The 23,376-nt window shown below is 44.0% G+C and carries 18 protein-coding genes; 11 read left to right on the top strand and 7 right to left on the bottom strand.

Annotated elements, in window-relative coordinates; genetic code table 11:
- Nucleotides 1-316 precede the first annotated feature (316 nt).
- From HGJ98_RS08400 to HGJ98_RS08390, 3 genes are all read right to left on the bottom strand, one after another.
- A complete protein-coding gene (locus tag HGJ98_RS08400) occupies nt 317-1,456 on the bottom strand; it encodes an acyl-CoA dehydrogenase family protein (protein ID WP_291350615.1) in 1,140 nt (379 codons plus the stop codon).
- A 265-nt stretch (nt 1,457-1,721) separates the two neighbouring features.
- Nucleotides 1,722-3,398 carry a fatty acyl-CoA synthetase gene (locus tag HGJ98_RS08395; protein WP_291350614.1) on the bottom strand — a complete coding sequence of 559 codons (1,677 nt, stop codon included), beginning with the start codon at nt 3,396-3,398 and terminating at the stop codon, nt 1,722-1,724.
- A 91-nt stretch (nt 3,399-3,489) separates the two neighbouring features.
- Nucleotides 3,490-5,133 carry a long-chain fatty acid--CoA ligase gene (locus HGJ98_RS08390; RefSeq protein WP_291350613.1) on the bottom strand — a complete coding sequence of 548 codons (1,644 nt, stop codon included), beginning with the start codon at nt 5,131-5,133 and terminating at the stop codon, nt 3,490-3,492.
- Nucleotides 5,134-5,458: 325 nt separating this feature from the next.
- Here HGJ98_RS08390 and HGJ98_RS08385 point away from each other — a divergent pair, with 325 nt between their 5' ends.
- The 7 genes from HGJ98_RS08385 to HGJ98_RS08355 all read left to right on the top strand — a co-directional run bounded on the left by HGJ98_RS08385 (nt 5,459) and on the right by HGJ98_RS08355 (nt 14,729).
- On the top strand, nt 5,459-7,129 hold the full coding sequence (locus tag HGJ98_RS08385; RefSeq protein WP_291350612.1) for a class I adenylate-forming enzyme family protein: 1,671 nt from the start codon (nt 5,459-5,461) through the stop codon (nt 7,127-7,129).
- 66 nt (nt 7,130-7,195) lie between these two features.
- Nucleotides 7,196-8,347 (top strand): thiolase family protein, encoded by a 1,152-nt coding sequence (locus tag HGJ98_RS08380; protein ID WP_291350611.1) that lies wholly within the window; start codon nt 7,196-7,198, stop codon nt 8,345-8,347.
- Nucleotides 8,348-8,420: 73 nt separating this feature from the next.
- Nucleotides 8,421-9,185 (top strand): 3-hydroxyacyl-CoA dehydrogenase, encoded by a 765-nt coding sequence (locus tag HGJ98_RS08375; protein ID WP_291350610.1) that lies wholly within the window; start codon nt 8,421-8,423, stop codon nt 9,183-9,185.
- A 113-nt stretch (nt 9,186-9,298) separates the two neighbouring features.
- Complete coding sequence (locus tag HGJ98_RS08370) at nt 9,299-10,435, top strand: acyl-CoA dehydrogenase family protein (protein WP_291350609.1); 1,137 nt, start codon at nt 9,299-9,301, stop codon at nt 10,433-10,435.
- 25 nt (nt 10,436-10,460) lie between these two features.
- Nucleotides 10,461-11,636 carry a CaiB/BaiF CoA-transferase family protein gene (locus HGJ98_RS08365; protein ID WP_291350608.1) on the top strand — a complete coding sequence of 392 codons (1,176 nt, stop codon included), beginning with the start codon at nt 10,461-10,463 and terminating at the stop codon, nt 11,634-11,636.
- Nucleotides 11,637-11,865: 229 nt separating this feature from the next.
- The gene (locus HGJ98_RS08360) at nt 11,866-13,947 is read left to right on the top strand and encodes a sigma-54-dependent Fis family transcriptional regulator (protein ID WP_291350607.1); all 2,082 of its coding nucleotides are present in this window, start codon (nt 11,866-11,868) and stop codon (nt 13,945-13,947) included.
- Nucleotides 13,948-14,111: 164 nt separating this feature from the next.
- The gene (locus HGJ98_RS08355) at nt 14,112-14,729 is read left to right on the top strand and encodes a DUF2680 domain-containing protein (protein ID WP_291350606.1); all 618 of its coding nucleotides are present in this window, start codon (nt 14,112-14,114) and stop codon (nt 14,727-14,729) included.
- Between the two features lie 173 nt (nt 14,730-14,902).
- Here HGJ98_RS08355 and HGJ98_RS08350 read toward each other — a convergent pair whose 3' ends face one another.
- From HGJ98_RS08350 to HGJ98_RS08340, 3 genes are all read right to left on the bottom strand, one after another.
- Nucleotides 14,903-15,211 carry a zinc-ribbon domain containing protein gene (locus HGJ98_RS08350; protein ID WP_291350605.1) on the bottom strand — a complete coding sequence of 103 codons (309 nt, stop codon included), beginning with the start codon at nt 15,209-15,211 and terminating at the stop codon, nt 14,903-14,905.
- A 197-nt stretch (nt 15,212-15,408) separates the two neighbouring features.
- Nucleotides 15,409-17,022 (bottom strand): ABC-F family ATP-binding cassette domain-containing protein, encoded by a 1,614-nt coding sequence (locus tag HGJ98_RS08345; RefSeq protein WP_291350604.1) that lies wholly within the window; start codon nt 17,020-17,022, stop codon nt 15,409-15,411.
- Nucleotides 17,023-17,174: 152 nt separating this feature from the next.
- On the bottom strand, nt 17,175-17,531 hold the full coding sequence (locus tag HGJ98_RS08340; RefSeq protein ID WP_291350603.1) for a carboxymuconolactone decarboxylase family protein: 357 nt from the start codon (nt 17,529-17,531) through the stop codon (nt 17,175-17,177).
- Nucleotides 17,532-17,729: 198 nt separating this feature from the next.
- Here HGJ98_RS08340 and HGJ98_RS08335 point away from each other — a divergent pair, with 198 nt between their 5' ends.
- Nucleotides 17,730-17,960 carry a DUF2164 domain-containing protein gene (locus tag HGJ98_RS08335; RefSeq protein WP_291350707.1) on the top strand — a complete coding sequence of 77 codons (231 nt, stop codon included), beginning with the start codon at nt 17,730-17,732 and terminating at the stop codon, nt 17,958-17,960.
- 47 nt (nt 17,961-18,007) lie between these two features.
- On the opposite strand, the gene HGJ98_RS08330 is transcribed toward HGJ98_RS08335, so the two are convergent.
- A complete protein-coding gene (locus HGJ98_RS08330) occupies nt 18,008-19,357 on the bottom strand; it encodes an ATP-binding protein (protein ID WP_291350602.1) in 1,350 nt (449 codons plus the stop codon).
- A gap of 615 nt (nt 19,358-19,972) precedes the next feature.
- On the opposite strand from HGJ98_RS08330, the gene HGJ98_RS08325 reads away from it, so the two are divergent.
- From HGJ98_RS08325 to asnS, 3 genes are all read left to right on the top strand, one after another.
- On the top strand, nt 19,973-21,799 hold the full coding sequence (locus HGJ98_RS08325; protein ID WP_291350601.1) for a MutS family DNA mismatch repair protein: 1,827 nt from the start codon (nt 19,973-19,975) through the stop codon (nt 21,797-21,799).
- A 28-nt stretch (nt 21,800-21,827) separates the two neighbouring features.
- Nucleotides 21,828-22,316 (top strand): DUF523 domain-containing protein, encoded by a 489-nt coding sequence (locus HGJ98_RS08320; RefSeq protein WP_291350600.1) that lies wholly within the window; start codon nt 21,828-21,830, stop codon nt 22,314-22,316.
- Nucleotides 22,317-22,471: 155 nt separating this feature from the next.
- A partial coding sequence (gene asnS / locus HGJ98_RS08315) for an asparagine--tRNA ligase (RefSeq protein ID WP_291350599.1) occupies nt 22,472-23,376 on the top strand: 905 nt, incomplete at its 3' end.

Raw genomic sequence — 23,376 nt, 5'->3', positions numbered from 1 at the left:
TAACCGTCAATTAAGGTTGCGTCTTTTTTATTCAGGTTCTTTGATTGTTGAGGCGGCAGATAGTAAGCGGTGGAACAAATAGCGTGGCATAAAAAATTCGCCCAGATCTTCAATGAAATCTGAGCGAATTATCATTTTTAAAAATATCCTTACATGCAAAATCCTTGATGAATTATACTGTTTGCGGATCAACCTCTTGAATTGGTCATTTCTGATAGATCATCGTACTTATTGGTTCTCCGCATGGGCATTCGTTACAATATTTCCGTAAAAACCCTCTTGGAATTTTCAAGCGTAATGTTTGGATACATGCTTACTAAAAAAGTCGTTTAGCGATGGTAATTTTCTCGATCTCCTTGGCTCCTTCATAAATCTCCAAAATTTTTGCATCCCGATAGAAGCGTTGAATATCATATTCGTCAATATAGCCGTAGCCACCATGCATTTGCAGGGCTTTATCCGTCACCCAAACCGCTGTTTCTCCGGCGTAAAATTTAGCCATGGCATTGAGAGCGGGATCTAGTTGGCCATTATCCGCTTTCCAAGCGGCTTTATAAATTATGTTGCGTGCCAATTCTATGCGAGTGGCCATCTCAGCTAATTGGAACTGGATTGCTTGGTTGGCAGCCAGGGGAATGCCAAAGGTTTTGCGCTCTTGGACATATTTAAGGGCTAAATCTAAAGCTCCCTGTGCTAAACCAAGTCCCTGTGAGGCAACCATGATGCGTGTCTGATCAAAGAAGTGCATTAGCTGGTAGAAGCCATTTCCTTCCTTACCGACAAGATTCTTTTGCGGCACTCGCACGTCTTCAAAGGTGATTTCTGCCGTATCCGAGGCCCGAATTCCCATCTTTCCATGGATTTTCATCCTTGTAATTCCCGGACTCTTGGCATCAACAATGATTAAGCTATGTCGCTGTGTTTTCTTAGGCGCCTCAGGGTTTGTAACGCATAGTGCCACCATATAGTCACATATTGTTCCGTTCGTGATAAACGTTTTACTGCCGTTGATAACATAATCGGATCCATCTTTAACGGCTCGGGTTGATGTTCCTGCCACATCGCTCCCAGCGTTTGGTTCGGTATAAGCTCCGGCAAAGATAGCTTTGCCAGCGGGAAGTAAGGGGAGATAAGTTTTCTTTTGTTCTTCGCTGCCGTAATTGATGATATTTTCGGCTCCAAAGGTCGCAGCGACGGCGGCTAAGCCGAGCCCCAAATCGATTCGTGAGAGCTGCTCAGTGATTAAAGCTGTTTCCATCCAGCCAGCGCCAGGTCCACCGTATTCCTCAGGAATGGCAATTCCAACCAGCCCTGCTTCGCAGGCTTTTTGCCAGACTTCTCTAGGATACTTTTCCTCGCGATCACATTCTTGGGCGAAGGGTGGAAATTCTTTGAGCGCAAATTTGTAGGCTAGGCTTTGAAAGGCTTTCTGTTCTTCTGATAATTCAAAATCCAAGGTTGTTCCTCCTTCTTCTATACACGGGGTATGATAAAACACCAGTTTTCTTGTATCGTTCTACTTTTGGGGACGTAACGTTCCTAGGACATAGAAAATATTGTGCAATTTCAATGCCAATCCAAAAGGGCTCCTTTTTCGGTGTGCTTTGAGCTCAAAAGGAGGGCTGCGTGTCCATTATGTTGTCAACTGTCCGTCATTCAGGACAATTATGACGGAACAAGAGTAGGGAAGGTTGAGGCTTTTATAGGTTTTCGCATTTTCTCTATGATTTGGCGTCGTCGATTTCTCTCCGGTAAAATGCAGCATATTGGTCGCGTAAGTCCCGCTTAAGAATCTTTCCGCTGGGAGTTTTGGGCAGCTCGTCTAGAAAAATGACACCTTTAGGGACCTTGAAGACCGCAAGGTTTTTACGGCAAAGGAGGATGACCTCTTCTGAGCTGAGGACGGCCCCTTGTTTTAGAATGACTAGGGCGGTCACGGCCTCTACCCATTTTTCATGGACAAGGCCTACTACTGCGACCTCTGAAACCCTGCTGTCTTGATAGATCACTTCTTCCACTTCCCGGCTCGATACATTTTCGCCGCCGCTTTTGATCACGTCTTTCTTTCGGTCCATGATGGTGAGGTAGCTATCCTTATCTAGAATTCCGATATCTCCGCTGTGGAACCAATCGTGCGCTAAAGTGGTCTCGGTCTTTTCCGGATCTTTGAAATAGAGCAACATGGTGTGGGGGCCACGACCGCAAATTTCGCCAGGGCGGCCTTCTTCCGTAATCGGTTGATGCTCTTCGTCTTCCAATTGAGACTCCATATTTAAAGCAGCCTTGCCTGCTGAACCTGGTTTGGTCAGCATATCCTCAGGATTGAGCATCGTATGGTAAGGGCTGAGTTCTGTTTGACCATAGAAGTTATAAAATTTTTGGCAGTTGGGTAGGCGACGGGTGATCTCCTTTAGAACTTCCACGGGCATAATCGACGCCCCATAATACCCTTTGACCACAGAACTTAAATCATAACCGTCGAATTCAGGATGGCGCATGAGACCGATCCAAACCGTTGGCGGCGCAAAGAACATGGTTGCTCGGTATTTTGCAAGGTTTTCCATAATTTCCTTCGGATCGGCTTTGAACAGGAGGATGTTTGTGGCTCCCACCATTAAAGCGGGAGTGAGGAATACATCTCTCTGGGCGCAGTGAAATATTGGCAATGCATTGAGGTTAACATCCCCGGGAGTAAATTCTCCATCAATAATGCAGCTCGTGTATTCGGCTAATAGGGACTGGTTAGTCAGAATCACTCCTTTGGGCAGGCTCTCAGTCCCGGATGTGTAGGTCATTTGAACCGGATCCTCGATGTGAAGCTCTACATCAGGCTCATCAATTGGGTACTTTTTGTACCAGGTTTCAAAGTTAGTGAAGTCCGTTGGGACGGTCTGGTCCAGTCCTTGTCGGGACCAGAGAAGGGTTTTTACGGAAGGCATCTCATCTAGTACATCTTTAATCAAAGGGTAAAGGGTATCTTCAATAATGAATACCTTAGCCTCTGAATGGTTTATGCAGTAAGAGATGTCTTTGCCGAAGAGCAGGAAATTGACTGCAAGGTACACTCCTCCGGCTTTTGCAGTGCCCAGCCAAGTGAGGACATGGTCGATCGTGTTGTGGGCGAGTATGGCTACCCTATCGTATTTTTGCACACCTAAGTCGATTAGGGCATTAGCCACTTGGTTGGATTCCTTCTCCAGTTGACGGTAGGTGAGTGTGGTATTTCGGTAAATTATGGCGGGTTTCTCCGGGTGACGATGGGCGCTTCGTCCAACGATATCGGCGACCACCCAGCGGGTGATCCGGTTATAGCGGGTGCGAAGAAAGCGGATGTTTTCCCCATTGAGCGTATGGTAATGCTCTTGTTCTGCTTCTGTTAGCGGGGCATTTAGAATCATGGGAATCCTCCTCCTCTTTTTTCTCATAGTTTTCAATTAGGCCTATGTTTTTACAATAAGCATTTCATGGGCGCACTCCCATAAAGGAGTGTTACCCGGCTGTTTGGCCTGGATCTTCTTTGGTACTAGCGATTTCGGCAAAACGCGTTCTCAGGGCTGCCTTATAGAACTTCCCGACGCTTGTTCGGGGAATGGCATCTATAAACTCCACTCGGTCCGGTACCCAAATCTTTGGGGTTTTTCCTTTGAGAAAATCAAGGATGTCTTGAACATTGACCTTTCCTTCGTATTCTTGTTTCAGGACGATGCAGGCCAAAGGCCGCTCAACCCACTTAGGATGAGGGATGGCAATTACGGCCGCTTCTAAGACCGCCGGATGCCCCATGATTGTATTCTCTAGATCTAGAGATGAAATCCATTCTCCACCGCTCTTGATTAAGTCTTTGCTACGGTCGGCAACGGAAACATACCCTTCTGAATCGACGGTGACGATGTCCCCAGTACGCAACCAACCGGAGGAAAAGGCTTCCTGGGTGCGAATGGGGTCTTTATAATACTCTTTCGCTATCCACGGTCCGCGGACCAAGAGTTCTCCCATCGTTTTACCGTTCCAAGGGATTTCTTCACCATTCTCTCGGACAACCCTCATTTCAAGTCCGGGGACGAGGAGACCCTGTTTCGCAGATAGATGAAATTTTTCTTCCACTGAAATGTCCATCAGGGAGCTCTTAGGCCGGGATACGAGAACGACCGGCGTGGTTTCCGTCATTCCATAGGCGTGGAGAATAGAGACACCCAATTTCTCGCGGTAGTTCTTGATCATGGATACGGGCGCGGCGGAACCACCATTCACAAGTTCACGTAGGCTGGAAGGGTCGTATTTTCTGCTCTCCCACAGTGGATAAGTGGCCATCCAAATGGTGGGCACACCGGCGGCCAAAGTTACTTTATGATCTTGGATAAGCCGACAGAGATCATCTGCTTGGGGGCGAGCTCCTGGAAAGACCTGAGTAATCCCCAGCCAAGTAGAAGCAAAGGGCAGCCCCCAGGCATTCGCGTGAAACATAGGCACAAAGGGCATTACCCGGTCGGATTCTTGGAGATTCAAGGAATCAGGGAGAGATGCAGCGAAACTATGGAGAACTAGGGCCCGATGAGTGTAAACGACACCTTTCGGTTTGCCAGTAGTGGCTGTGGTATAACACATGGCTGCTGGATCCCATTCGCTCAAATCAGGAAACTCGAAGCTTTCACTAGCCTCTGCTAAGAGCGTTTCATAGGAAAGTGGTTTTTTTAAGAGGCTTGGAGGGATCTCTTTCGTGTCGGACATCACGACGATGTACTCCAAAGTTGGGAGCTGATCTTGGATGCTTTCCAGTAGAGGGACTAAATCTTTATCAACGAAAATAACCTTATCTTCGGCATGGTTGATGATGTAAACTAGTTGCTCCGGCGCAAGACGCAAGTTCAAGGTGTGAAGCACCGCGCCGCTCACTGGTACTGCCATATACAGCTCTAGGTGACGGTGGTGGTTCCAAGCCAGAGTGGCCACCCGGTCTCCCTTGTTAATGCCCAAATCCTTGAGCACATTTGCAAGGCGTTGGGTTCTCTTGTAGAAGTCACTGTACGAATAGCGGAAGGTCCCCGAATAATCGCGGGTTATGATTTCTTTCTTAGAAAAGAGTTTGGCTGCCCTCTCCAGAACCGCTCGCAAGGTGAGATCATAAGCCATCATAATGCAATCACTCCTAACAACATTTATTCAGTTATATGTTCAGAATATTTGAAATATAAATACCAATCGAAATCCTTTTCTTCTTCACGCTTTTTGTGAGTAAAAGGAAGGGTAAAGTTGTCCATTATGTTGTCAACTGTCCGTCACTCAGTACAATTATGACGAAACAATGGGAAGGGAGGGTATTGAGGTACTTTATCGGAGACTGCCAAAGGGAGAGGCCTAGGGCCTAGTGGCATAGGATTTGCATTTGTTTAATATAAGCAAAGAAGATGGAAGCAAAATACTCAGAATATTAAAAATAATAAAAGGGGGGAGATCAAGAATGATTCTGGCAGAAGACAAGCGAATTGAAGAGTACAGTCGCAAAGGATGGTGGGAGACTAAGACAATCCTTGATTATTTTCAAGAGCATGTAGTTAACATGCCGAATCATATTGCCCTGGTGGATCCGCCTAATCGAGAGGAGCTTACAGGCTCGGCCCCTGAACGCTTAAGCTATCGTGAGCTTGATGTTATCGTCCAGAAAGTAGCAAGAAAACTCATGGCTTTAGGCATCCAAAAAGATGATATTCTGATGGTTCAACTGCCCAACACCTGGGAGTTGGCGATGCTTTATTTGGCGGTTGCTAAGACGGGTGCTATTATTTCCCCCATACCGATGCAGTGGCGTCTTAAGGAGTTGGGCTATGTAGCTAAACTTACAGAATCTAAGATTTTTATTACCATCGAGCAATTTAGAGATACCTTTCACGTAGAAATGGGGAGAGAGCTTCTGCAGAATGGATCAGGAAGCCTCAAGCTCTGTATTAGCTTGGACACATTAAGGGAGTGGACGAAAGGGAAAGAGACCCTAGAAAATGACCGAGCAACAGAACCAAGTAAAATAGAGGGAAATGACATATTAACTATCTGCTGGACATCTGGGACAGAAGCGGATCCGAAGGGCTGCCCGATGAGCCATAACAACTGGATATCTCAATGCAGGATTGCGATTCAGGCTGCAGGAATCCAAAAAGGAGATGTGCAGTTTACAGCCGGACCTTTGGTGAACATGGCATCCTTGGGTACCACATTTGTACCTTGGCTGATGCTGGGAGGAACCTATGTCCTCCACCATCCTTTCGATGCTCAGGTATTTGTTAAGCAGATGATTCAAGAAAAGGTCAACTACACACTATTGGTTCCTGCTATAGCCAATTTGCTTGCCAAGCACCCACAGGCGGATCTGTTTGACTTTAGTTCCGTTCGATCAATAACTCTAGGTTCTGCTCCTTTATCGTTGTTTGCAATGAAGGAGTTTAAACGAAGATGGAATATCGAGATTGGCAATATATGGGGACAGAATGAGGGGACAGGGATTGTTTCTGGTCCCGGAGATGTTCCGAATATGGAGGAAAGGGTGGATCACTTACCCCAATACGGCAAAGCTGGATCAAAGTGGATATCAGCTATAGAGGGTATAGAGACTAAGATTATGGATCTGGAGACTGGATTGGAGCTTACCGAGGTAGGAGCGGTGGGAGAACTAGCTTATAAGGGTCCAAATGTCTTTCCGGGGTATTATAAGCGTCAGGATTTAACGGCGAAGTCGTTTGATAAAGATGGATTTTTCTATACTGGGGATTTGTTCCGAATCCGGGAGGGGAATTGCATTAGTTTCTTTGACAGGAAAAAGGACATCATCATTAGGGGTGGACAAAACATCAGCGCTCAGGAAGTGGAGAACATTCTGATGAGTCACTCGAAAATTTTGGATGTTGCGGCTGTGGGCGAGCCTGATGACATATTTGGTGAGCGTACATGTGTTTTTGTGGTAGTGAGACCGGGAGAAACCTTGGATTTGACCCAAGTCAAAGAGTTTATGCAGGATCACGGAGTGGCAATCTACAAGTGGCCAGAGAGGTTGGAACTTATCGATGCCATCCCTCGCAATCCAACTGGCAAGATTTTGAAAGTATCTCTTAGGCAGAAATTAAGGAACAGTGTTCTGTAATGAGATTCTGCATTCTAGGGGTAGTTATAAAGTCAAAAAGTAATGCATTAGGAAAGGGGTTAAACGATGAGAGAAGCAGTGATTATAGAGGCGGTAAGAACTCCCGTAGGCCGGAGAAATGGAGCTTTAAGTGGTATTCGCTCTGAGGATTTGGCAGGCCAAGTCCTCAGAGAGGTAGTTAAGCGAGGGGGAGTCGATCCTGCCTTGATCGAAGATGTGCTGATGGGTTGCGTTTCCCAAGTAAGAGAACAGGGGTTTTGTATCGGGCGTCAGGCTGCCTTGATCGCAGATTATCCGCAACACGTCCCAGGGTTGACAATTGATCGTCAGTGTGGATCTAGCCAGCAGGCCATCCATTTTGCAGCCCAGGCGATTCTGGCTGGGGATATGGATATCGTTGTAGCTGCGGGCGTGGAAAATATGTCCCGGGTTCCGATGGGTTCAAACGTAACGGATACGGAGTTATCCCAGGAGTTGACCTCACGCTATGAGATCATAAATCAGGGTCTTTCTGCTGAGCGAATTGCAGAACAATGGGGTCTCAGTCGCCAACAAATGGACGAATTCTCACTGGAGAGCCATGAGAAAGCTTTGAAGTCCCAAGAGGAAGGGCGTTTCGAGCGTGAGATTATGCCGATGAGTGTAATTTTGCCGGATGGGAGCCAGGTGGTTATGAAAATGGACGAGGGCCCTCGACGGAACACAAGCCTAGAAAAACTTGCTGCTCTAAAGTCACCCTTTCAGGAAAACGGTCGAATCACTGCTGGAAATGCAAGTCAGATTTCGGACGGAGCGGCTGCTGTGCTCATCATGTCAAGAGAGAAAGCGGAAGAACTGGGTCTGAAGCCTCGTTTTCGGATAGTGGCCAGGAGTGTCATAGGATCTGATCCGACCCTGATGCTTACCGGTCCTATCGCAGCCACCGCCAAAGTGTTGGCTAAAGCAGGTCTAGGTCTAGCCGACATAGATATATTTGAGGTGAATGAGGCGTTTGCGGCAGTTCCATTGGCTTGGCTGAAGGATACTGGTGCTGACCCCAAGAAACTTAATCCAAATGGTGGGGCTATTGCTCTTGGGCATCCCTTAGGAGCCAGTGGAGCTAAGTTGATGTCTACGATGATGCACGAACTTGAACGAACCGGCGGTCGTTTTGGACTTCAAACTATGTGTGAGGGACATGGAATGGCGAATGCCACGATTATTGAGCGACTTGACTAGGGGCAAGACAGGAATATATATCGTAAAGAAACTGGATGCTTAGTAAATTGTTGTAGAGAAGGAGAGATATAGGATGGATCACAAGGTGGTAGCATTTGTAACAGGAGGGGCCTCTGGTTTGGGAGAAGCAACTGTTCGGAGGATTGTCAATGACGGGGGTAGAGCAATGATTCTCGATCTGGCAGTCGAGAGAGGAGAGAAGCTGGCTGAAGAAATGGGTGGTAGAGCTCTGTTCCAGAAGACCGACGTAACTAGCCCGGAGAGCGTACAGGCCGCACTCGATAAGACCATTGAAGGGTTTGGGCGTGTCGATGTTGTCGTGAATTGTGCTGGAATTGGGGTTGCTGAAAAGGTATTGGGCAAGAAAGGCCCTCATAATTTAGATAATTTTGCTAAGATCTTGCAGATAAATCTGATCGGCAGTTTCAATGTCATTCGTTTAGCTGCTGCTAAAATGGTGGAAAACGGGCCTAACCCAGGGGGGGAGCGGGGCGTGATCATCAGTACCGCATCAGTGGCCGCCTATGAAGGACAAATCGGTCAGGCAGCCTACAGCGCCTCTAAAGGAGGAATCGTAGGAATGACTCTGCCTATTGCTCGGGAGATGGCGATCCATGGCATTCGTGTAATGACGATTGCACCAGGTCTCTTTGAAACTCCGATGTTTGATGCTTTGCCAGAGGAGGCTCGCAAGTCACTGGGTGCTATGATTCCTTTTCCCTCCCGACTAGGCTATCCAGAAGAATTTGCCCTTTTGGTGAAGAGTATCGTGGAAAATCCAATGCTCAATGGTACTACGATCCGCTTGGATGGGGCAATCCGTATGCAACCTAGGTAAAAACCATTGTGGTAGTTATGAGAGAACTAGTAATGGTTACAGTGATTCTTATGTGCGGGATTTAGTATAAGACTGTAGTAGAATAAAGGAAGCGGTAAGAAAGGAAGGGAACGATGGACATCTATTCGGAAGACCACAAAATGTTTCGTCGAGCCTTCAGAAAGTTTGTGGAGAACGAGCTCTCTCCTCATATCGAAGAGTGGGAAACACAGCGAGAGATCCCGCGTTGGGTATGGAGACGGATGGGGGAGCAGGGTTACCTCTGTCCATGGCTGGAAGAGAAATACGGTGGGTCTGGAGCGGACTTTGCCTTCTCCGCCATTATTAGCGAGGAATTAGCAAGGGCGGGCGTGGGAATTGGGATGGGATTGCATAGTGACATTATTGCACCCTATATTCAGGCCTTTGGCACGGAAAAGCAGAAGTCGGATTGGCTTCCGGCGTGTGCTCGCGGTGAAAAAATCTTGGCCATTGCCATGACTGAACCCCAGGCTGGGTCAGATCTTCAGGGAATGAAGACCACTGCAGTGAGGGATGGAGAAGTTTATATTATCAATGGGTCAAAGACTTTTATCAGCAATGGGGTATTCGCGGACTTAGTCATTGTGGCGGTTAAAACTGGTTCTGCGGAGCTGCCCACAAGCAAGGGAATTAGCCTTATCTTGGTAGAAGATGGGACGCCCGGTTTTACAAAGGGTAAAAAAATGAATAAGCTTGGAATGCACAGCCAGGATACTGCGGAACTCTTTTTCGACAACTGCAGGGTTCCAGTCACCAATCGCTTGGGTGAAGAAGGTAAGGGCTTCACATATCTCATGGAGAAGCTGCAACAGGAGCGTTTAATCTCGGCACTTTGTTCTCAGGGTTTGGCGGAGAGAATGCTCAGTGATACACTAGCCTATGTTAAGACAAGGGAGGCTTTCGGGCAACCCATAGGCAAATTTCAACATAACTCGTTTAAAATAGCTGAAATGGCCACCGAGGTTGAGCTTGGGAGAGTGTTCGTGGATAACCTTGTTGCGGATCATATGGCAGGACAAGAGATAGTAGCTAAGGTTTCGATGGCCAAGTATTGGATCGGAGAGATGGCTAATCGAGTGGCTTATAACTGTCTCCAACTGTATGGCGGATATGGTTACATGGAAGAGTACCCCATTGCTCGGCACTATCGTGATGTGCGAGTGCACACGATTTATGCAGGTACCTCGGAGATCATGAAACTAATTATTGCTCGAAAGTTAGGGTTGTGAGCAGGAAGGAGCGGGATCGGGATCGATGTATCAGATCTTAAATGGGGTGCGAATTCTTGATTTAACCCGATTACTGCCTGGAGGATATGCCAGTCAGTTGCTGGCTGATCTGGGGGCTGAAGTATTGAAAGTAGAGGATCCTTGGCAAGGGGATTATCTGCGTTGGATGGAACCCTACCTGCCTGGAACGAAGGAAAGTGCCCTTTACTGGTCACTGAACAGAAATAAAAAAAGTCTTAAGTTGAATTTAAAAAGCACAGCAGGACGTGAAGCTTTTTTTCGTCTCCTTACCAAGTATGATATTGTTCTGGAAGGGTTTCGGCCGGGAGTGATGGAAAGCTTGGGACTCAGTTATAAAGAGCTTCAGAAAGTCAACCCTTCTGTCATCCTTTGTTCTATTTCAGGTTATGGGCAGGATGGTCCGTATAGTAGACGTTCAGGTCATGATATTAATTATATGGCTCTTAGCGGGGCGCTGGGTCTTACGGGACGGGCCGGAGGGGCCCCCGTGCCTCCGGCAGTACAAGTGGCGGACATTGGAGGAGGCGCCTTAATGGCGGTGACTGGAATTCTGAGTGCCTATATCTCTCGTCAGCAAACTGGGCGTGGACAATATATTGATATCTCCATGTTGGATGGAGTGATTTCTTGGCAGACGATGCTCTATGCTCAACAAGCTGTCTCTGATTCTCCCCTAAAACGTGGAGAAGGAATGTTAAATGGTGGAGAAGTTTGCTATGGAGTTTATGAGACTCAGGATAGTCGTTTTATGAGCCTTGGGGCTTTAGAACCGAAATTCTGGAAGGCTTTTTGTGAGGCTATTGGGCGCAGTGACCTTATAGATAAGCAGTTTGCTCACGACTCGAGGGTCTTGAACGAGGTGGAGAAGGTTTTTAAGACTAGGACTCAGAAGGAATGGACTGCATTCTTTAAAAATAAAGATGTTTGCTGTGAACCAATCCTAGAATTGACGGAAGTTCGAGAGCATCCTCAAGTTCGAGCTCGTGATGTATTTACTCCTCTTACTCATCCGAGTGGTGAGACTGTGGTGGTTGTAGGCAATCCTCTTAAATTCACTGAAGAAGAGGAGCTTCCAAATCAAAGTCCTCCAAGATTAGGAGAACAGACGAGGGAGGTTTTAAAGGAGGCGGGGTTCACTGAGGAGGAGATCAAGGTGTATGAACAGGTTGGGCTGGGATAGAATCTATAAGTGTCTCTGAGTTGATAAATGCACTTGTAAGTTAGGGCTGTAACAAAGTTGTTTTCACTTTGTTACAAGCCCTTTTATTTATCACCCTTAAATTTGAAGTAGGAATGTTCTGAAAAAGAGGAATGGCAGTTATCAAGGGAGAATAGTTATGAGAGGTTCTTAAAATTTGGGGGAACCAATAGGTAAGGGAATTTTTTAAGTTCATGGTGAGGTGATAATAATGCTGATGAGCGATATGATGACCCGAGATGTTCCTCTTCTTCGTGCAAAGGATACCCTTAGGCAGGGAATAGAACTTTTACGCTGGACCAAGTTGGAAGCGCTGCCTGTGGTAGATGAACAGAGTTTTCTGATCGGAATTTTTACGAAAGCCAATGTGTTTGATGCTTTTTTGGCTGGAGCAGATTCATCGGAAATAATTGAACAGTATTACAATACCCAGGTAGTGACGGTCAAAGCAGACATTCCTTACCATGAGGTTGAGCAACAGGCTAAGCAGACCTCAGTGGGCACAGGTGTTGTTGTTGACAAAGAGGGGAAAGTATTAGGCATATTCACCAAAGTTGACATGATCTTAGCTCTTTTTAGGGAAGCAGAACAACAAGCAAATAAAATAAATACGGTTTATCAAGCCATGCCGAACGGTATTATCGTGGTGGATCAGGATAACCGTATTCAACAAATAAATCCTGCCGGTGAAAAAATCCTTGGCTTGAAGCAGGAAGCACTTAAAGAGAAGTTCTTCGATACTGTCATTTCGGGTTTGAACTTAGATTTAATACTTAGAGAGTCTCAATACCTAGTCGGAGTTCAAACTGAGATGAATCAAGTGAAGGTTCTCTGTAATATAAGCCCTGTGGGTGAGTTGGCCGGAGCTGTGATAGTTTTCCAAGCTTTAACGGATTTAGACCAAGTAGCCTTAGAGCTAGATGCTACGAAACGCTTATATGAAACGTTGCTTACGGTTACAAATATTGCCTATGAGGCGATCTTTGTTGTAGACGACCAGGGAAAAATTTCGCTGATCAATGAGGCAGCCTGTCAATTTTTTGGCAAGAGAGAAAAGGAATTGTTGCAAAAACCAATTGATAAGGTTATTGAGAATACGCGGCTTTTGCGAACCTTAAAAACTGGTATGGCAGAAACTAATGAGATCCAAGTTATATATGGTCGACCGTATATTGTCTCCCGCTTGCCTATTGTGCGCCAAGGTAAGATTATTGGGGCTGTAGGTAAAATTATCTTCCAGAAATTAGAGGAAGTTAAGGAGGTTGCCCAGAGACTGGCTCAGCTAGACCTCGAGTTGAATTATTATAAGGAACAAATAGGCTCCACAAGGCAACCGGTTACATTTAATCAGATTATTACCGTCAACCAAGATATGCGCAGGTTGAAGCAAGAGGCTGAAATTGCCGCCCGCGGTAATTCTACAATTATGTTGACAGGGGAAAGTGGTACGGGTAAAGAACTCTTTGCTGAGGCTATTCACCAGGCAAGCCCTCATCGGAATGGCCCTTATGTTAAGGTTAATTGTGCAGCAGTTCCAGAAAATCTTCTGGAGTCGGAGTTTTTTGGCTATGCGAGCGGAGCGTTCACCGGGGCACAAAAAGGAGGCAAGGCGGGGAAGTTTGCCGTTGCTAATGGAGGGACGCTTTTTCTGGATGAGATCGGGGACATGTCTTTGCATTTACAGAGTAAACTCTTAAGAGTTTTAGAGGATAGGTCTTTTGAGCCCATAGGGAGTAATGATTCAGTGAAAGTCGATGTGAGGATCATTGCTGCTACTAATAAGGATCTTATACAAAAGGTTGGGAGCGGTGAATTCCGCAGCGACCTATACTATCGTCTGAACGTTATCTCATTCCGGCTTATCCCTATTCGTAATCGGACAGAAGACATCATTCCCTTGGTTCATGTGTTCTTGGAACGGCTAAATCAAGATTTCGGCAAACGAATTTCAGGGGTTTCTTCAGAGGTGGAAAAAATCCTCGTGGCTCATCGTTGGCCTGGGAATGTGCGGGAGTTAAAAAATGTGATTGAGAGGGCGGTGAATTTTGCTTCTGGCGAATTGCTGGAACGAGCGGATTTACCCTTCTATCTCAGAGAAGAAATGCAAGCTAGTTCAATATCTCTTACCAAGGAGTGGAACTTAGGAAATGCTCATGAACATTTAGATAAAGAAACCTTGGAAAAGGCTCTCCTCAAAATGAACGGCAATAAATCCGAGGTCGCCCGACTTTTGGGAATTTCCCGTTCCTGGCTTTATGAAAAAATGCGGCGCTACGATATCAAAACCCGTTAGTGAACTCGTTTAGCTAAACTAACTGAAGACAATTTCTTTACTTAAAGCACACAACATCTTAAAGTTCAATTCACAATTTTACCATAAATGTTGTCTATGATAATAGTGTACCGATGAAAAGAACATACTTTGACGTCGGGAAACTATTTCTAAGGAGGAATTGTATGAAAAAGAAATTGGCAGTAGGTATCCTAAGTGCTGTGTTGTTGGCCGGTGGGGCTACGGTCGCTTTTGGAGCCACAGATTTGGCAAAGCTCGATGAGCTTAAGAGCTTGACTCAACAAATGTTTGTAATTCAGAAGCAAATTGTAGACAAAGAAGTGGAAGCCGGGCTGAGAACGGCTGAACAAGCGGAGACCATGAAGAAGTTTATTGACGAGCGTCAAGAAGTTCACGAGCAAGCTATAGCTGAAGGCAAAGTTCTTGGTCCTGGTATGGGTAGTAAAGGTATGGGGATACGAAGCAAAGTCAAAATGTTCAGTAATGGTGAACCGATGACAGAGGAACAGATTGAAGCCTGGGATGTCGCAGCAAAAGAACGTTTAGCAGCTCAGGTGGAGGCTATGCAGAGTAATGGAAAATTAACAAAGGAACAGATTGAAACTTGGAGTAAAGCGGAACAAGCTCAGTTAGACGTTCAAAAAGAGGCTATGAAGAGCGGTTCTTTTGTGCCGGGTGCAATGGGCGGCATGGGCAAGGGCATGCGTGGCGGTCATCGGGGTGCTTGGGGTGGAAATCTAACGCCAGAAACAACCACCACCACACCAGAAACTGCATCATAGAAAAATATCCAGTGATTTAGTTAATCTTAGGAGATACTTAAATTTTTTAATTAGGACATTAGCAGATAAGGGCAGCCCCAGTTACGTAGGGGCTGCCCTTATCTGCTAATGTGTATTAAAAAACCTTCCCAGGCAAAGCCTGGGAAGGTTTCAACGATACTAATTAGTTCGATTTACCAATTGCTGCGTGAACGTGGTTGATAGCACTCACGGCAATAAACTGGCTTGTCGCCTGATGGTTGGAAAGGAACAGTTGTTTCTTTTCCGCAGGTAGCGCAAATAGCTGGGAACATTTCACGTTGTTGACGGCCATATCCGCCGCCGCCATTGTTTCTGTTTTGTGCTTTTTTAGCTGCACGGCACTCAGGGCAACGACCAGGTTCGTTAGTAAATCCTTTTTCTGCATAGAACTCTTGTTCAGATGCAGTAAATTCGAAATCCCGTCCACAGTCTTTGCAATTTAGAATCTTGTCATTAAACATTATAAAAAAACCTCCACAAAAATATTACCCGCGCTCTACATGGCAAGTTCACCAACTTCATCCCAGAGCCTAAGGCAATAGAGAAGGTTTGCTTAAATCCACAAGTTTTTACGAGCTTATATTAGTATAACAAATTATCACCAGATGTCAAATAATTATTTGCAAATTAATCCTATTTACGGAGTGTTTATCACATATTAGCTATACATCGTCTCCAAAAGTGCTTTAACATCTTCATTGTCAAGATATTCATCAAAGGTCATCTGACGATCTAGTAATCCTTTAGGTGTGATTTCAATGATACGGTTTGCAATGGTCTGGACAAACTGATGGTCTTGAGATACGAACAGGATATTTCCATCTAGATTTGTCAATGAATTATTGAGTGCTGTAATAGACTCCATATCTAAGTGGTTGGTTGGTTCATCAAAAATTAGAATGTTCGCTCCGCTGAGCATCATGCGAGAGAGCATACAGCGTACTTTTTCTCCCCCTGAAAGAACACTCGCTTTTTTCAGAGATTCATCTCCAGAGAAAAGCATTCTGCCAAGAAATCCACGGACAAAAGATTCATCAGGATCTTTAGAGAACTGTCTTAGCCACTCCACGAGGTTTAAATCTGTTTCGAAATAGGACGAATTATCAAGAGGAAGATAGGCTTGTGTCGTGGTAACACCCCAGCTATATTCACCGCTGTCAGGCGTGATTTCACCCATTAATACTTTGAACAAGGTGGTCTTAGCAAGGCCATTTGGTCCCACGAAAGCAATTTTATCTCCTTTGTTCATCATAAAGGAGATGTTGTCGAGGATTTTTTCACCGTCAATAGTAACAGTCAAGTCTTTGACTGTTAAAATATTGTTGCCTGCTTCCCTATCCGGCGTAAAAGCTATATAAGGATACTTACGAGAGGACGGCTTGATATCATCTAAGGTTAGCTTCTCAAGTTGTTTTTTACGGGAGGTTGCTTGTTTTGCTTTGGATGCATTAGAGCTAAAGCGTTGGATAAACCGTTGTAGTTCCTCAATTTTGTCTTCTTTTTTCTTGTTTGCCTCTCGCATTAATCGGAGAGCTAATTGACTGGATTCATACCAGAAATCGTAATTCCCCACGTATAGCTGAATTTTTCCAAAATCGATATCCGCGATGTGTGTGCATACTTTGTTCAAGAAATGTCGGTCATGGGAGACAACAATGACGGTGTTTTCATAATTATAGAGGAAGTTTTCCAGCCAGCGGATGGACTGAAGATCAAGGTGGTTGGTAGGTTCATCAAGTAAGAGGATGTTGGGATTCCCAAATAGGGCTTGGGCAAGTAAGACCCGAACTTTCTCGTTCCCGCTTAGATCCTTCATCTTACTGTTTTGCAAATCCTTACCGATGCCTAATCCCATTAGTAATTCAGAGGCCTCAGACTCTGCTTGCCAACCGTTGAGTTCGGCAAAATCCCCTTCTAGAATGGAGGCTTTAATTCCGTCCTCTTCAGTAAAGTCTGGTTTAGAGTAAAGAGCGTCCTTTTCTTCCATAATCTCGTATAGCCTCGAGTGCCCCATTATTACAGTCTTCAACACTTCGAATTCTTCAAACTCAAAGTGATCTTGCTTTAATACTCCAATGCGCTCCCCTGGTGTAAGAATGACTTCGCCACTGGTTGAGTCAATTTCACCGGAAAGTATTTTTAAAAATGTCGATTTTCCTGCGCCATTGGCTCCGATTAAGCCGTAACAATTTCCAGGGAGAAATTTTACATTAACATCTTCAAATAAGGCTCTTTTACCAAATCTTAAGGTTATCCCACTGGTACTAATCATTATAAATCGTTCCTTTATATTAGATTTGCCTTTGCTTAAGAATATAGTATATCATTTTATTCCAATAAGGTATAGGTTACGAAAACGTTAAAGAAGCCCTCATACCAATTGGCAGAGGGCTCATTATTGAAGTTGGATCCATGAAACTAATACTAATGAATTGAATAGTTCTCAGCTTCGTTCAATAATTTCCTAAGGATTAAAATGCCTTGCATGGTTCTCGGAAACCCCGCACTGGGAGCCACAAGTAGAATGGCGTGCTCAATTTCTTCTTTAGTACAACCGCACTTCATAGCTTTTAAGATGTGCGTTCTTAAAGCTCTGGGGTATTGACATTCTGTCGAGAGTGCTATCTTAATCAGCCAGCAGGTCTTCTCGTCTAATGGGCCGCCATCTTTATGTATTAACTGGCCATATTTTTCATAGGCATCGTAAATACCCCCATGATGTTCAGTAAAGTACTTTAAGTTAATTTCGGTACTGTCGAGGTTATCAAAATAATCATCCATTTGATGTATGCTCCTTTCTAAGATGTTTACATTATCATCCAATTAGAAGATTTTTATTCGTTATTTACTGATTAATCTACTTTTCATTTTCAAGTAAACACTTATTCTGTACAATGATCTGAACTAAGCTATATTATTAAGATGATAATTTCTTGAAATTCGCCACAGCCAACAATAGGAGGGATTGCGTTGAAAAAAATGGAGATAGATCTTGAAAAAGATGTTCGAAAGATACTAACCGAGGACCTTAAGAGATATTTTTCGAATGAGAGGGATGAAGATCTTGGAGATTTAGGGGCTGAAATCCTTCTTGATTACATTATCAACCACATTGGGCCTTACCTTTACAATAAAGGAGTCGAGGATTCTTATACTTATATGAACGAACGTGTCGAAGACTTGCTGGGACTTGAGAAGCGTTTAAGGTAGGAAACGGCTCACATTAGTTTTATCCAGGAATAAAATCATTCTTATTTTTAATCTATGAAAGATTCCTTGCCTTCGATCCAATCAACAAACTGCCGGGCAGTCCTTGCTGAACGTCCGTTATACCATAGTGCCCATTGCAGAGCTTCTTTTTGCAGTTTCACCTTGTCGATTTTTAGCTTTCTATTGGCTGCTATCCCTTCGACAATTCTTAGATAACGGTTTTGATCGGGGGAAGAAAATACTACATTGATCCCAAAACGGTCCGCGAGGGAAAGCTTCTCCTGCATACTATCCCCTGCGTGAACTTCATCATGATGATTGCCTGATTGCAAGCCTGCCCGTTCGCTAAAGTACTCTTTGACCAGATGTCTTCGGTTGGAGGTAGCATAGATAAGTATATTGGGGGTTTTGCTTTCTAGCCCGCCTTCAAGGACCGCCTTGAGTGAAGTGTAATTTTCCTCATTATCCCCAAATACCAAATCATCAATGAAAATGATAAACTTTTGAGCCCTGTTTTTGAGCTGTCTAATTATTAGTGGAAAATCTGCAAGATAAGCTTTTGGAACCTCCACCATACGTAATCCTTGCGTATGATATTTATTGAGTATCGCCTTAACGGTCGACGATTTTCCTGTGCCCCGATCACCGTATAATAAAACGTTATTGGACGGAAAACCCTTCAGAAATTGAAGAGTATTTTCAATCACTCTAGAACGTTCGGAATTGTATTCAACTAGATCGTCTAAGGTGATAGAGTCAGGATGTTCTATACCCTTGAGGTAGCCTTTTCCATTGGATTTCTCCCATACAAAGGCAATATTGCGGGCGAATGAACCACAACCGTAAGTTCTGTGGAAGTTCTTAAGCTCCGCTAGACAATCTTCCCATTGATTTGATCGGTAAAAACGCTCCTTAATTCTTTGTATATGATCAGGAGTGCTTAAGGGTAATCTGGGTTCACTTGCTAATACCCAATCGGGAAGTTCCTCTATAAAGGTTCGATAGAAGCTGTCTGGGAATAACTCAGTTAGAACTGCTTTGATAATCGTTGACTCAAGCTTAGAAACGAGCTGAAGAGCCTTCAAATCGTGTGAAACCGCTTTTTCTAGAGGATTGTCAGAGAAACTGCTCTGCACTGCTTGTATGTTGAACGAAAATGGATTTTCATCAAAAATTAGGATGTCTATGATGTGTTCCCGTAAAGACATGGTGCCGCTTTTTGCTAATTCAAAGTAATAGTCGTTGTAGGCATTGACGACTTCTCTGAGTTCAATATCTGCTTTTTGAATGCAGCTTAATAGTGCCTGAAGGTTGTTTAGTACGTTATCCTCTAATAGCCCTCTATAAATAGAAAGTGAATCAAGTGCTAGCAAGGTGACCGATAATTTTTGGCGCATTAATCTTTCCTCCATGTAAATATTTGACTAAAGGTTACGGTTATAGCGTAAACAAATGAACACATGTACCTTGTTTGTTTGGCGGAGTTAAGAAATTTCAAAAGTATTTGAGTGGAGTCTTTAAAAAGTATACACAAAAGTGTGCATATGGATCAAGGAGGGAATAATTCTTCATTATTGAGAATTATACATACTGCATAAACGGTTAGCTAACCCCTTATGGGTATTGGCATGTGAGCTGTAGTGTAAATTGATACAGTGTGCACCTCTTAAGGAAACACTCAACTTATAGATTTTAGTTCTTAATTGGAATCAATGATATTTAAATGAATGATTTGTAGAAGGTATTGATTCGGAAAGGCAGAATAGGTTAACAGGGAGGATGAACGTATTTCTTAGAAGTAAATAGGTAATTACAAAATATGGTAATAAATTACTGACTGATGTATAATATCTAGAAACCAACTATCAGTGCGGCTATGCATGGAAATTCTGAACGAAGTGAAGAACCTTAAGCCCGAGATCCTTAGCTATCGCTCAGGATGACATTACCTAAACTTATTTTCAGGAGTAGAAAAATATCGTTCAGCGAGATTGTAGCTAGGGAGGATTGCTTTGAAAGAGCCAAAAATTGTTTATGAAAAACGTGCTCATAACTATGGTCGTCGGAAGGAAAAGCTAGCTTATAAAATTAACCAATTAAGCAATGTAAGACTTGTTGTGTTTCTTGCTGGTTGTGGACTGGCAGGCTTTTTATATATGAATCACCGAACGGCCTTGAGTGTTGGTATATTGGGCATAACCTTACTAACCTTTATTGCCTTGGTGATATGGCATCAGAATCTAAAAACAAGGAAGAACTATCTCCAGGTATTATATGAAATCTCTGCTCAAGCCCTACAGCGTTTGGGTGGGGAATGGAAAATGTTCCCTGATACAGGGGAGGAATTTAAAGACACATCACACCCCTACTCAGAAGATCTTGACCTTTTCGGTTTTAGCTCGCTCTTTCAGTGGATTAATACAGCGAAGACCTATGGGGGGAGAAATAAACTTAAGGAGTGGTTGACTACTCCACCGACTAACATAGAATCAATTCTAAAGAGGCAAGAGGCAATTACGGAACTTGCAGGAAACCTTGCTTGGCGACAAAGGTTTTTAGCAGAAGCCCGGATGGCTAAGCGTCCGATGAATTCCCCTCATCATATCATTGAATGGGCTAAAACCTACGATAAATCCTATCTGCAACTCGGAGTATTAATCTCAGCCCGTGCACTTCCGGTTATTACTATCACTTTTTTACTGCTTTATTTTATAACTGCAAACGTCTCCTTTTGGTATCCGCTGACTGGATTTTTAATTCAGACGATCATACTCTTTGCAGGAAAGCAAAGGGCCAAAGAACTGAATGCAGTTTATTCCTATAAAGAAACTATTAGAATTTATGAGAAGATGCTGGAAAGATTTGAAAAACGATCCTTCCGTTCAGATCACCTAAAATCGTTAAGGATGGGATTATGCGATCGTGACAAAAAACCAGCCTTCAGACAAATCAGAAAGCTTTCGAGTATTGCTGAGCTGATAGCTAACCGAGATAATTCAATGTTTTTAGTTATAAACATTCTCACACTTTGGGATATCCAGTGCATGATTGCCTTAGAGTCTTGGAAACAGACCTCAGGACGTTCGCTTGACCGGTGGTTAGATACAATTGCCGAATTGGAGGCACTATCAAGTCTTGCAATAATTCGCTTCGATCACCAGGACTGGGGATTACCGAAGATCCTCACAGAAAACCCTGGTATCGTCGCAGTTAGTATGGGACATCCCCTCTTGAAAGAGGCTATTTGCAATGATTTATCCTTGAACAAACATTCGGGTATCCTGTTAATTACAGGCTCAAACATGTCTGGTAAGAGCACCTTACTTCGCACGCTGGGTATTAATCTCGTTCTGGCCTATGCTGGAGCTCCGGTATGTGCCAAACACTTTAGTTGTTCCATGCTCCAAATTTATACTTGTATGCGAGTGAGTGATAATCTTGGAGAAAGCATTTCTTCGTTCTACGCAGAGCTGTTGAGAATAAAACAGATCGTCAGTGCGTCTAAAACCTATACGAATATTTTCTTCCTCCTAGATGAGATTTTTAAAGGAACGAATTCCCAAGATCGCCATGCGGGAGCCAAGGTTCTTATTCAACAACTAAGTAAGGCTGGGGCAATGGGCATGGTTTCAACCCATGATTTGGAGCTTGGTAACATTGAACGTGAGAGCGATCGCAAAATTAGAAATTACCATTTTCGAGAGTATTATAAACACGATCAAATTCATTTTGACTATAAACTTCGTCCAGGTATTTCAACGACCCGTAATGCAATGTATTTGATCAAAATGGCAGGTATTGATGTGGATACCTTATCGCAAGATGTTAATAAAGTCTAAAAGATCTTATAAGAGGTGGAGATATAGGATGATTCTTGTGAGTGCTTGTTTGTTAGGGCTAAATACCAAGTATAATGGTGAGACAAATGCCCATTCGTTAATTCAGAGCTATTGTTCTTCAGGAAGGTTTATTCCAGTTTGTCCCGAGCAACTGGGAGGTTTATCAACTCCCCGTGAAGCGGTAGAGATTATAAACGGAACCGGGCAAGAAGTGCTCCTTGGACGTAGTTTAGTTAAGGGCGAGAGTGGAGAGGGCGTAACTTCTCAATTCCTTAAAGGGGCAAACGAGGTGTTGAAATTTCCAAGGATGTTCAAGGTTACTGCAGCCATCCTCAAGGAACGGAGCCCTTCCTGTGGAGTTCATTTTATTTATGATGGAAGTTTTACTCACCGGATGATCCCGGGTCAGGGAGTTACCTCTGCTATGCTGAAAGTGCATAATATCCCGATTTATTCGGAAGAGGAGTTGACTGAAGAGCGATTAAAAGAGCTGATTAGTGAGGATATGGCCGGTTGATACTGTGGTAGTTGATCAGGCGGGTTCTATTGATGGAGGACTTGAAGGCCCAAAGCAAACGGTTTGTGATTTGAAGTCAGGAATCTAATCGGGTATAATTGCAAAGTAAATATATTCCTAAACTCTCAGATGGAGATTGTTTAAGGAGGAAAACTATGCAATTAGTTACTGTTAAGGAAATCTACAGAGAGACGGATCGCTATCTTAATCAAAAAGTGGAGCTATCTGGGTGGGTTCGCACCGTCCGTACCTCTAAAACATTTGGCTTCATAGAAATCAATGATGGAAGCTTCTTTGAAACGATTCAAGTGGTTTTCGATGAGAGTCTGGATAATTTCATCGAGATTGGGAAGCTAACCATAAGCTCGGCGATCCGTATTCAAGGTGAACTAGTCTCTTCACCGGGTGCTAAACAACCCTTTGAAGTGAAAGCGGAAACTATTGAGATTCTGGCGTTATCTGCTGCAGATTATCCTCTTCAAAAAAAGCGGCATACCTTTGAGTATTTGCGGACGATTGCGCATTTGCGACCAAGGACGAATACGTTCGCGGCTGTCTTTCGGTTGAGATCCATCGTTGCTTATGCGATTCACAAGTTCTTTCAGGACAGGGGTTATGTCTATGTACATACTCCGATTATTACCGGCAGTGACGCTGAAGGTGCGGGAGAAATGTTTAGGGTGACAGCCTTAGATATGGCCCTAGCTCCAAAAGATGACTCTGGTCATATTGATTTTTCCAAAGATTTTTTTGGAAGGGAAACCAGCTTGACTGTGAGTGGTCAGCTTAATGTGGAGACCTACTGTATGGCCTTCCGAAATGTGTATACCTTTGGACCGACGTTTCGAGCAGAAAATTCAAATACGGCGAGACATGCGGCTGAGTTTTGGATGATTGAACCAGAGATTGCCTTTGCAGACCTTTCAGATAACATGAATTTAGCCGAAGAGATGATGAAATACATTATCCAATATGCCTTAGACAACGCTCCGGAGGAAATGGCCTTTTTTAATAAGTTTGTCGATAAAACCTTATTTGATCGCCTAGAAAATATCTTAAG

The organism is Desulfosporosinus sp. (genome assembly GCF_014237355.1).
GTDB lineage: Bacteria > Bacillota > Desulfitobacteriia > Desulfitobacteriales > Desulfitobacteriaceae > Desulfosporosinus.
Note: the sequence above shows the minus strand (reverse complement) of the source record. Positions and strands in the feature narration are given on the sequence as shown.

Excerpts from the sequence above, each read along its gene's own strand:
- HGJ98_RS08385 (WP_291350612.1), top strand. The coding sequence starts at position 5,459 with ATGATTCTGGCAGAAGACAAGCGAATTGAAGAGTACAGTCGCAAAGGA.
- HGJ98_RS08345 (WP_291350604.1), bottom strand. The coding sequence starts at position 17,022 with ATGATTAGTACCAGTGGGATAACCTTAAGATTTGGTAAAAGAGCCTTA.
- HGJ98_RS08355 (WP_291350606.1), top strand. The coding sequence starts at position 14,112 with ATGAAAAAGAAATTGGCAGTAGGTATCCTAAGTGCTGTGTTGTTGGCC.
- HGJ98_RS08320 (WP_291350600.1), top strand. The coding sequence starts at position 21,828 with ATGATTCTTGTGAGTGCTTGTTTGTTAGGGCTAAATACCAAGTATAAT.
- HGJ98_RS08365 (WP_291350608.1), top strand. The coding sequence starts at position 10,461 with ATGTATCAGATCTTAAATGGGGTGCGAATTCTTGATTTAACCCGATTA.
- HGJ98_RS08380 (WP_291350611.1), top strand. The coding sequence starts at position 7,196 with ATGAGAGAAGCAGTGATTATAGAGGCGGTAAGAACTCCCGTAGGCCGG.
- HGJ98_RS08340 (WP_291350603.1), bottom strand. The coding sequence starts at position 17,531 with ATGGATGATTATTTTGATAACCTCGACAGTACCGAAATTAACTTAAAG.
- HGJ98_RS08370 (WP_291350609.1), top strand. The coding sequence starts at position 9,299 with ATGGACATCTATTCGGAAGACCACAAAATGTTTCGTCGAGCCTTCAGA.
- HGJ98_RS08350 (WP_291350605.1), bottom strand. The coding sequence starts at position 15,211 with ATGTTTAATGACAAGATTCTAAATTGCAAAGACTGTGGACGGGATTTC.
- HGJ98_RS08390 (WP_291350613.1), bottom strand. The coding sequence starts at position 5,133 with ATGATGGCTTATGATCTCACCTTGCGAGCGGTTCTGGAGAGGGCAGCC.
- HGJ98_RS08395 (WP_291350614.1), bottom strand. The coding sequence starts at position 3,398 with ATGATTCTAAATGCCCCGCTAACAGAAGCAGAACAAGAGCATTACCAT.
- HGJ98_RS08375 (WP_291350610.1), top strand. The coding sequence starts at position 8,421 with ATGGATCACAAGGTGGTAGCATTTGTAACAGGAGGGGCCTCTGGTTTG.
- HGJ98_RS08335 (WP_291350707.1), top strand. The coding sequence starts at position 17,730 with ATGGAGATAGATCTTGAAAAAGATGTTCGAAAGATACTAACCGAGGAC.
- HGJ98_RS08360 (WP_291350607.1), top strand. The coding sequence starts at position 11,866 with ATGCTGATGAGCGATATGATGACCCGAGATGTTCCTCTTCTTCGTGCA.
- HGJ98_RS08330 (WP_291350602.1), bottom strand. The coding sequence starts at position 19,357 with ATGCGCCAAAAATTATCGGTCACCTTGCTAGCACTTGATTCACTTTCT.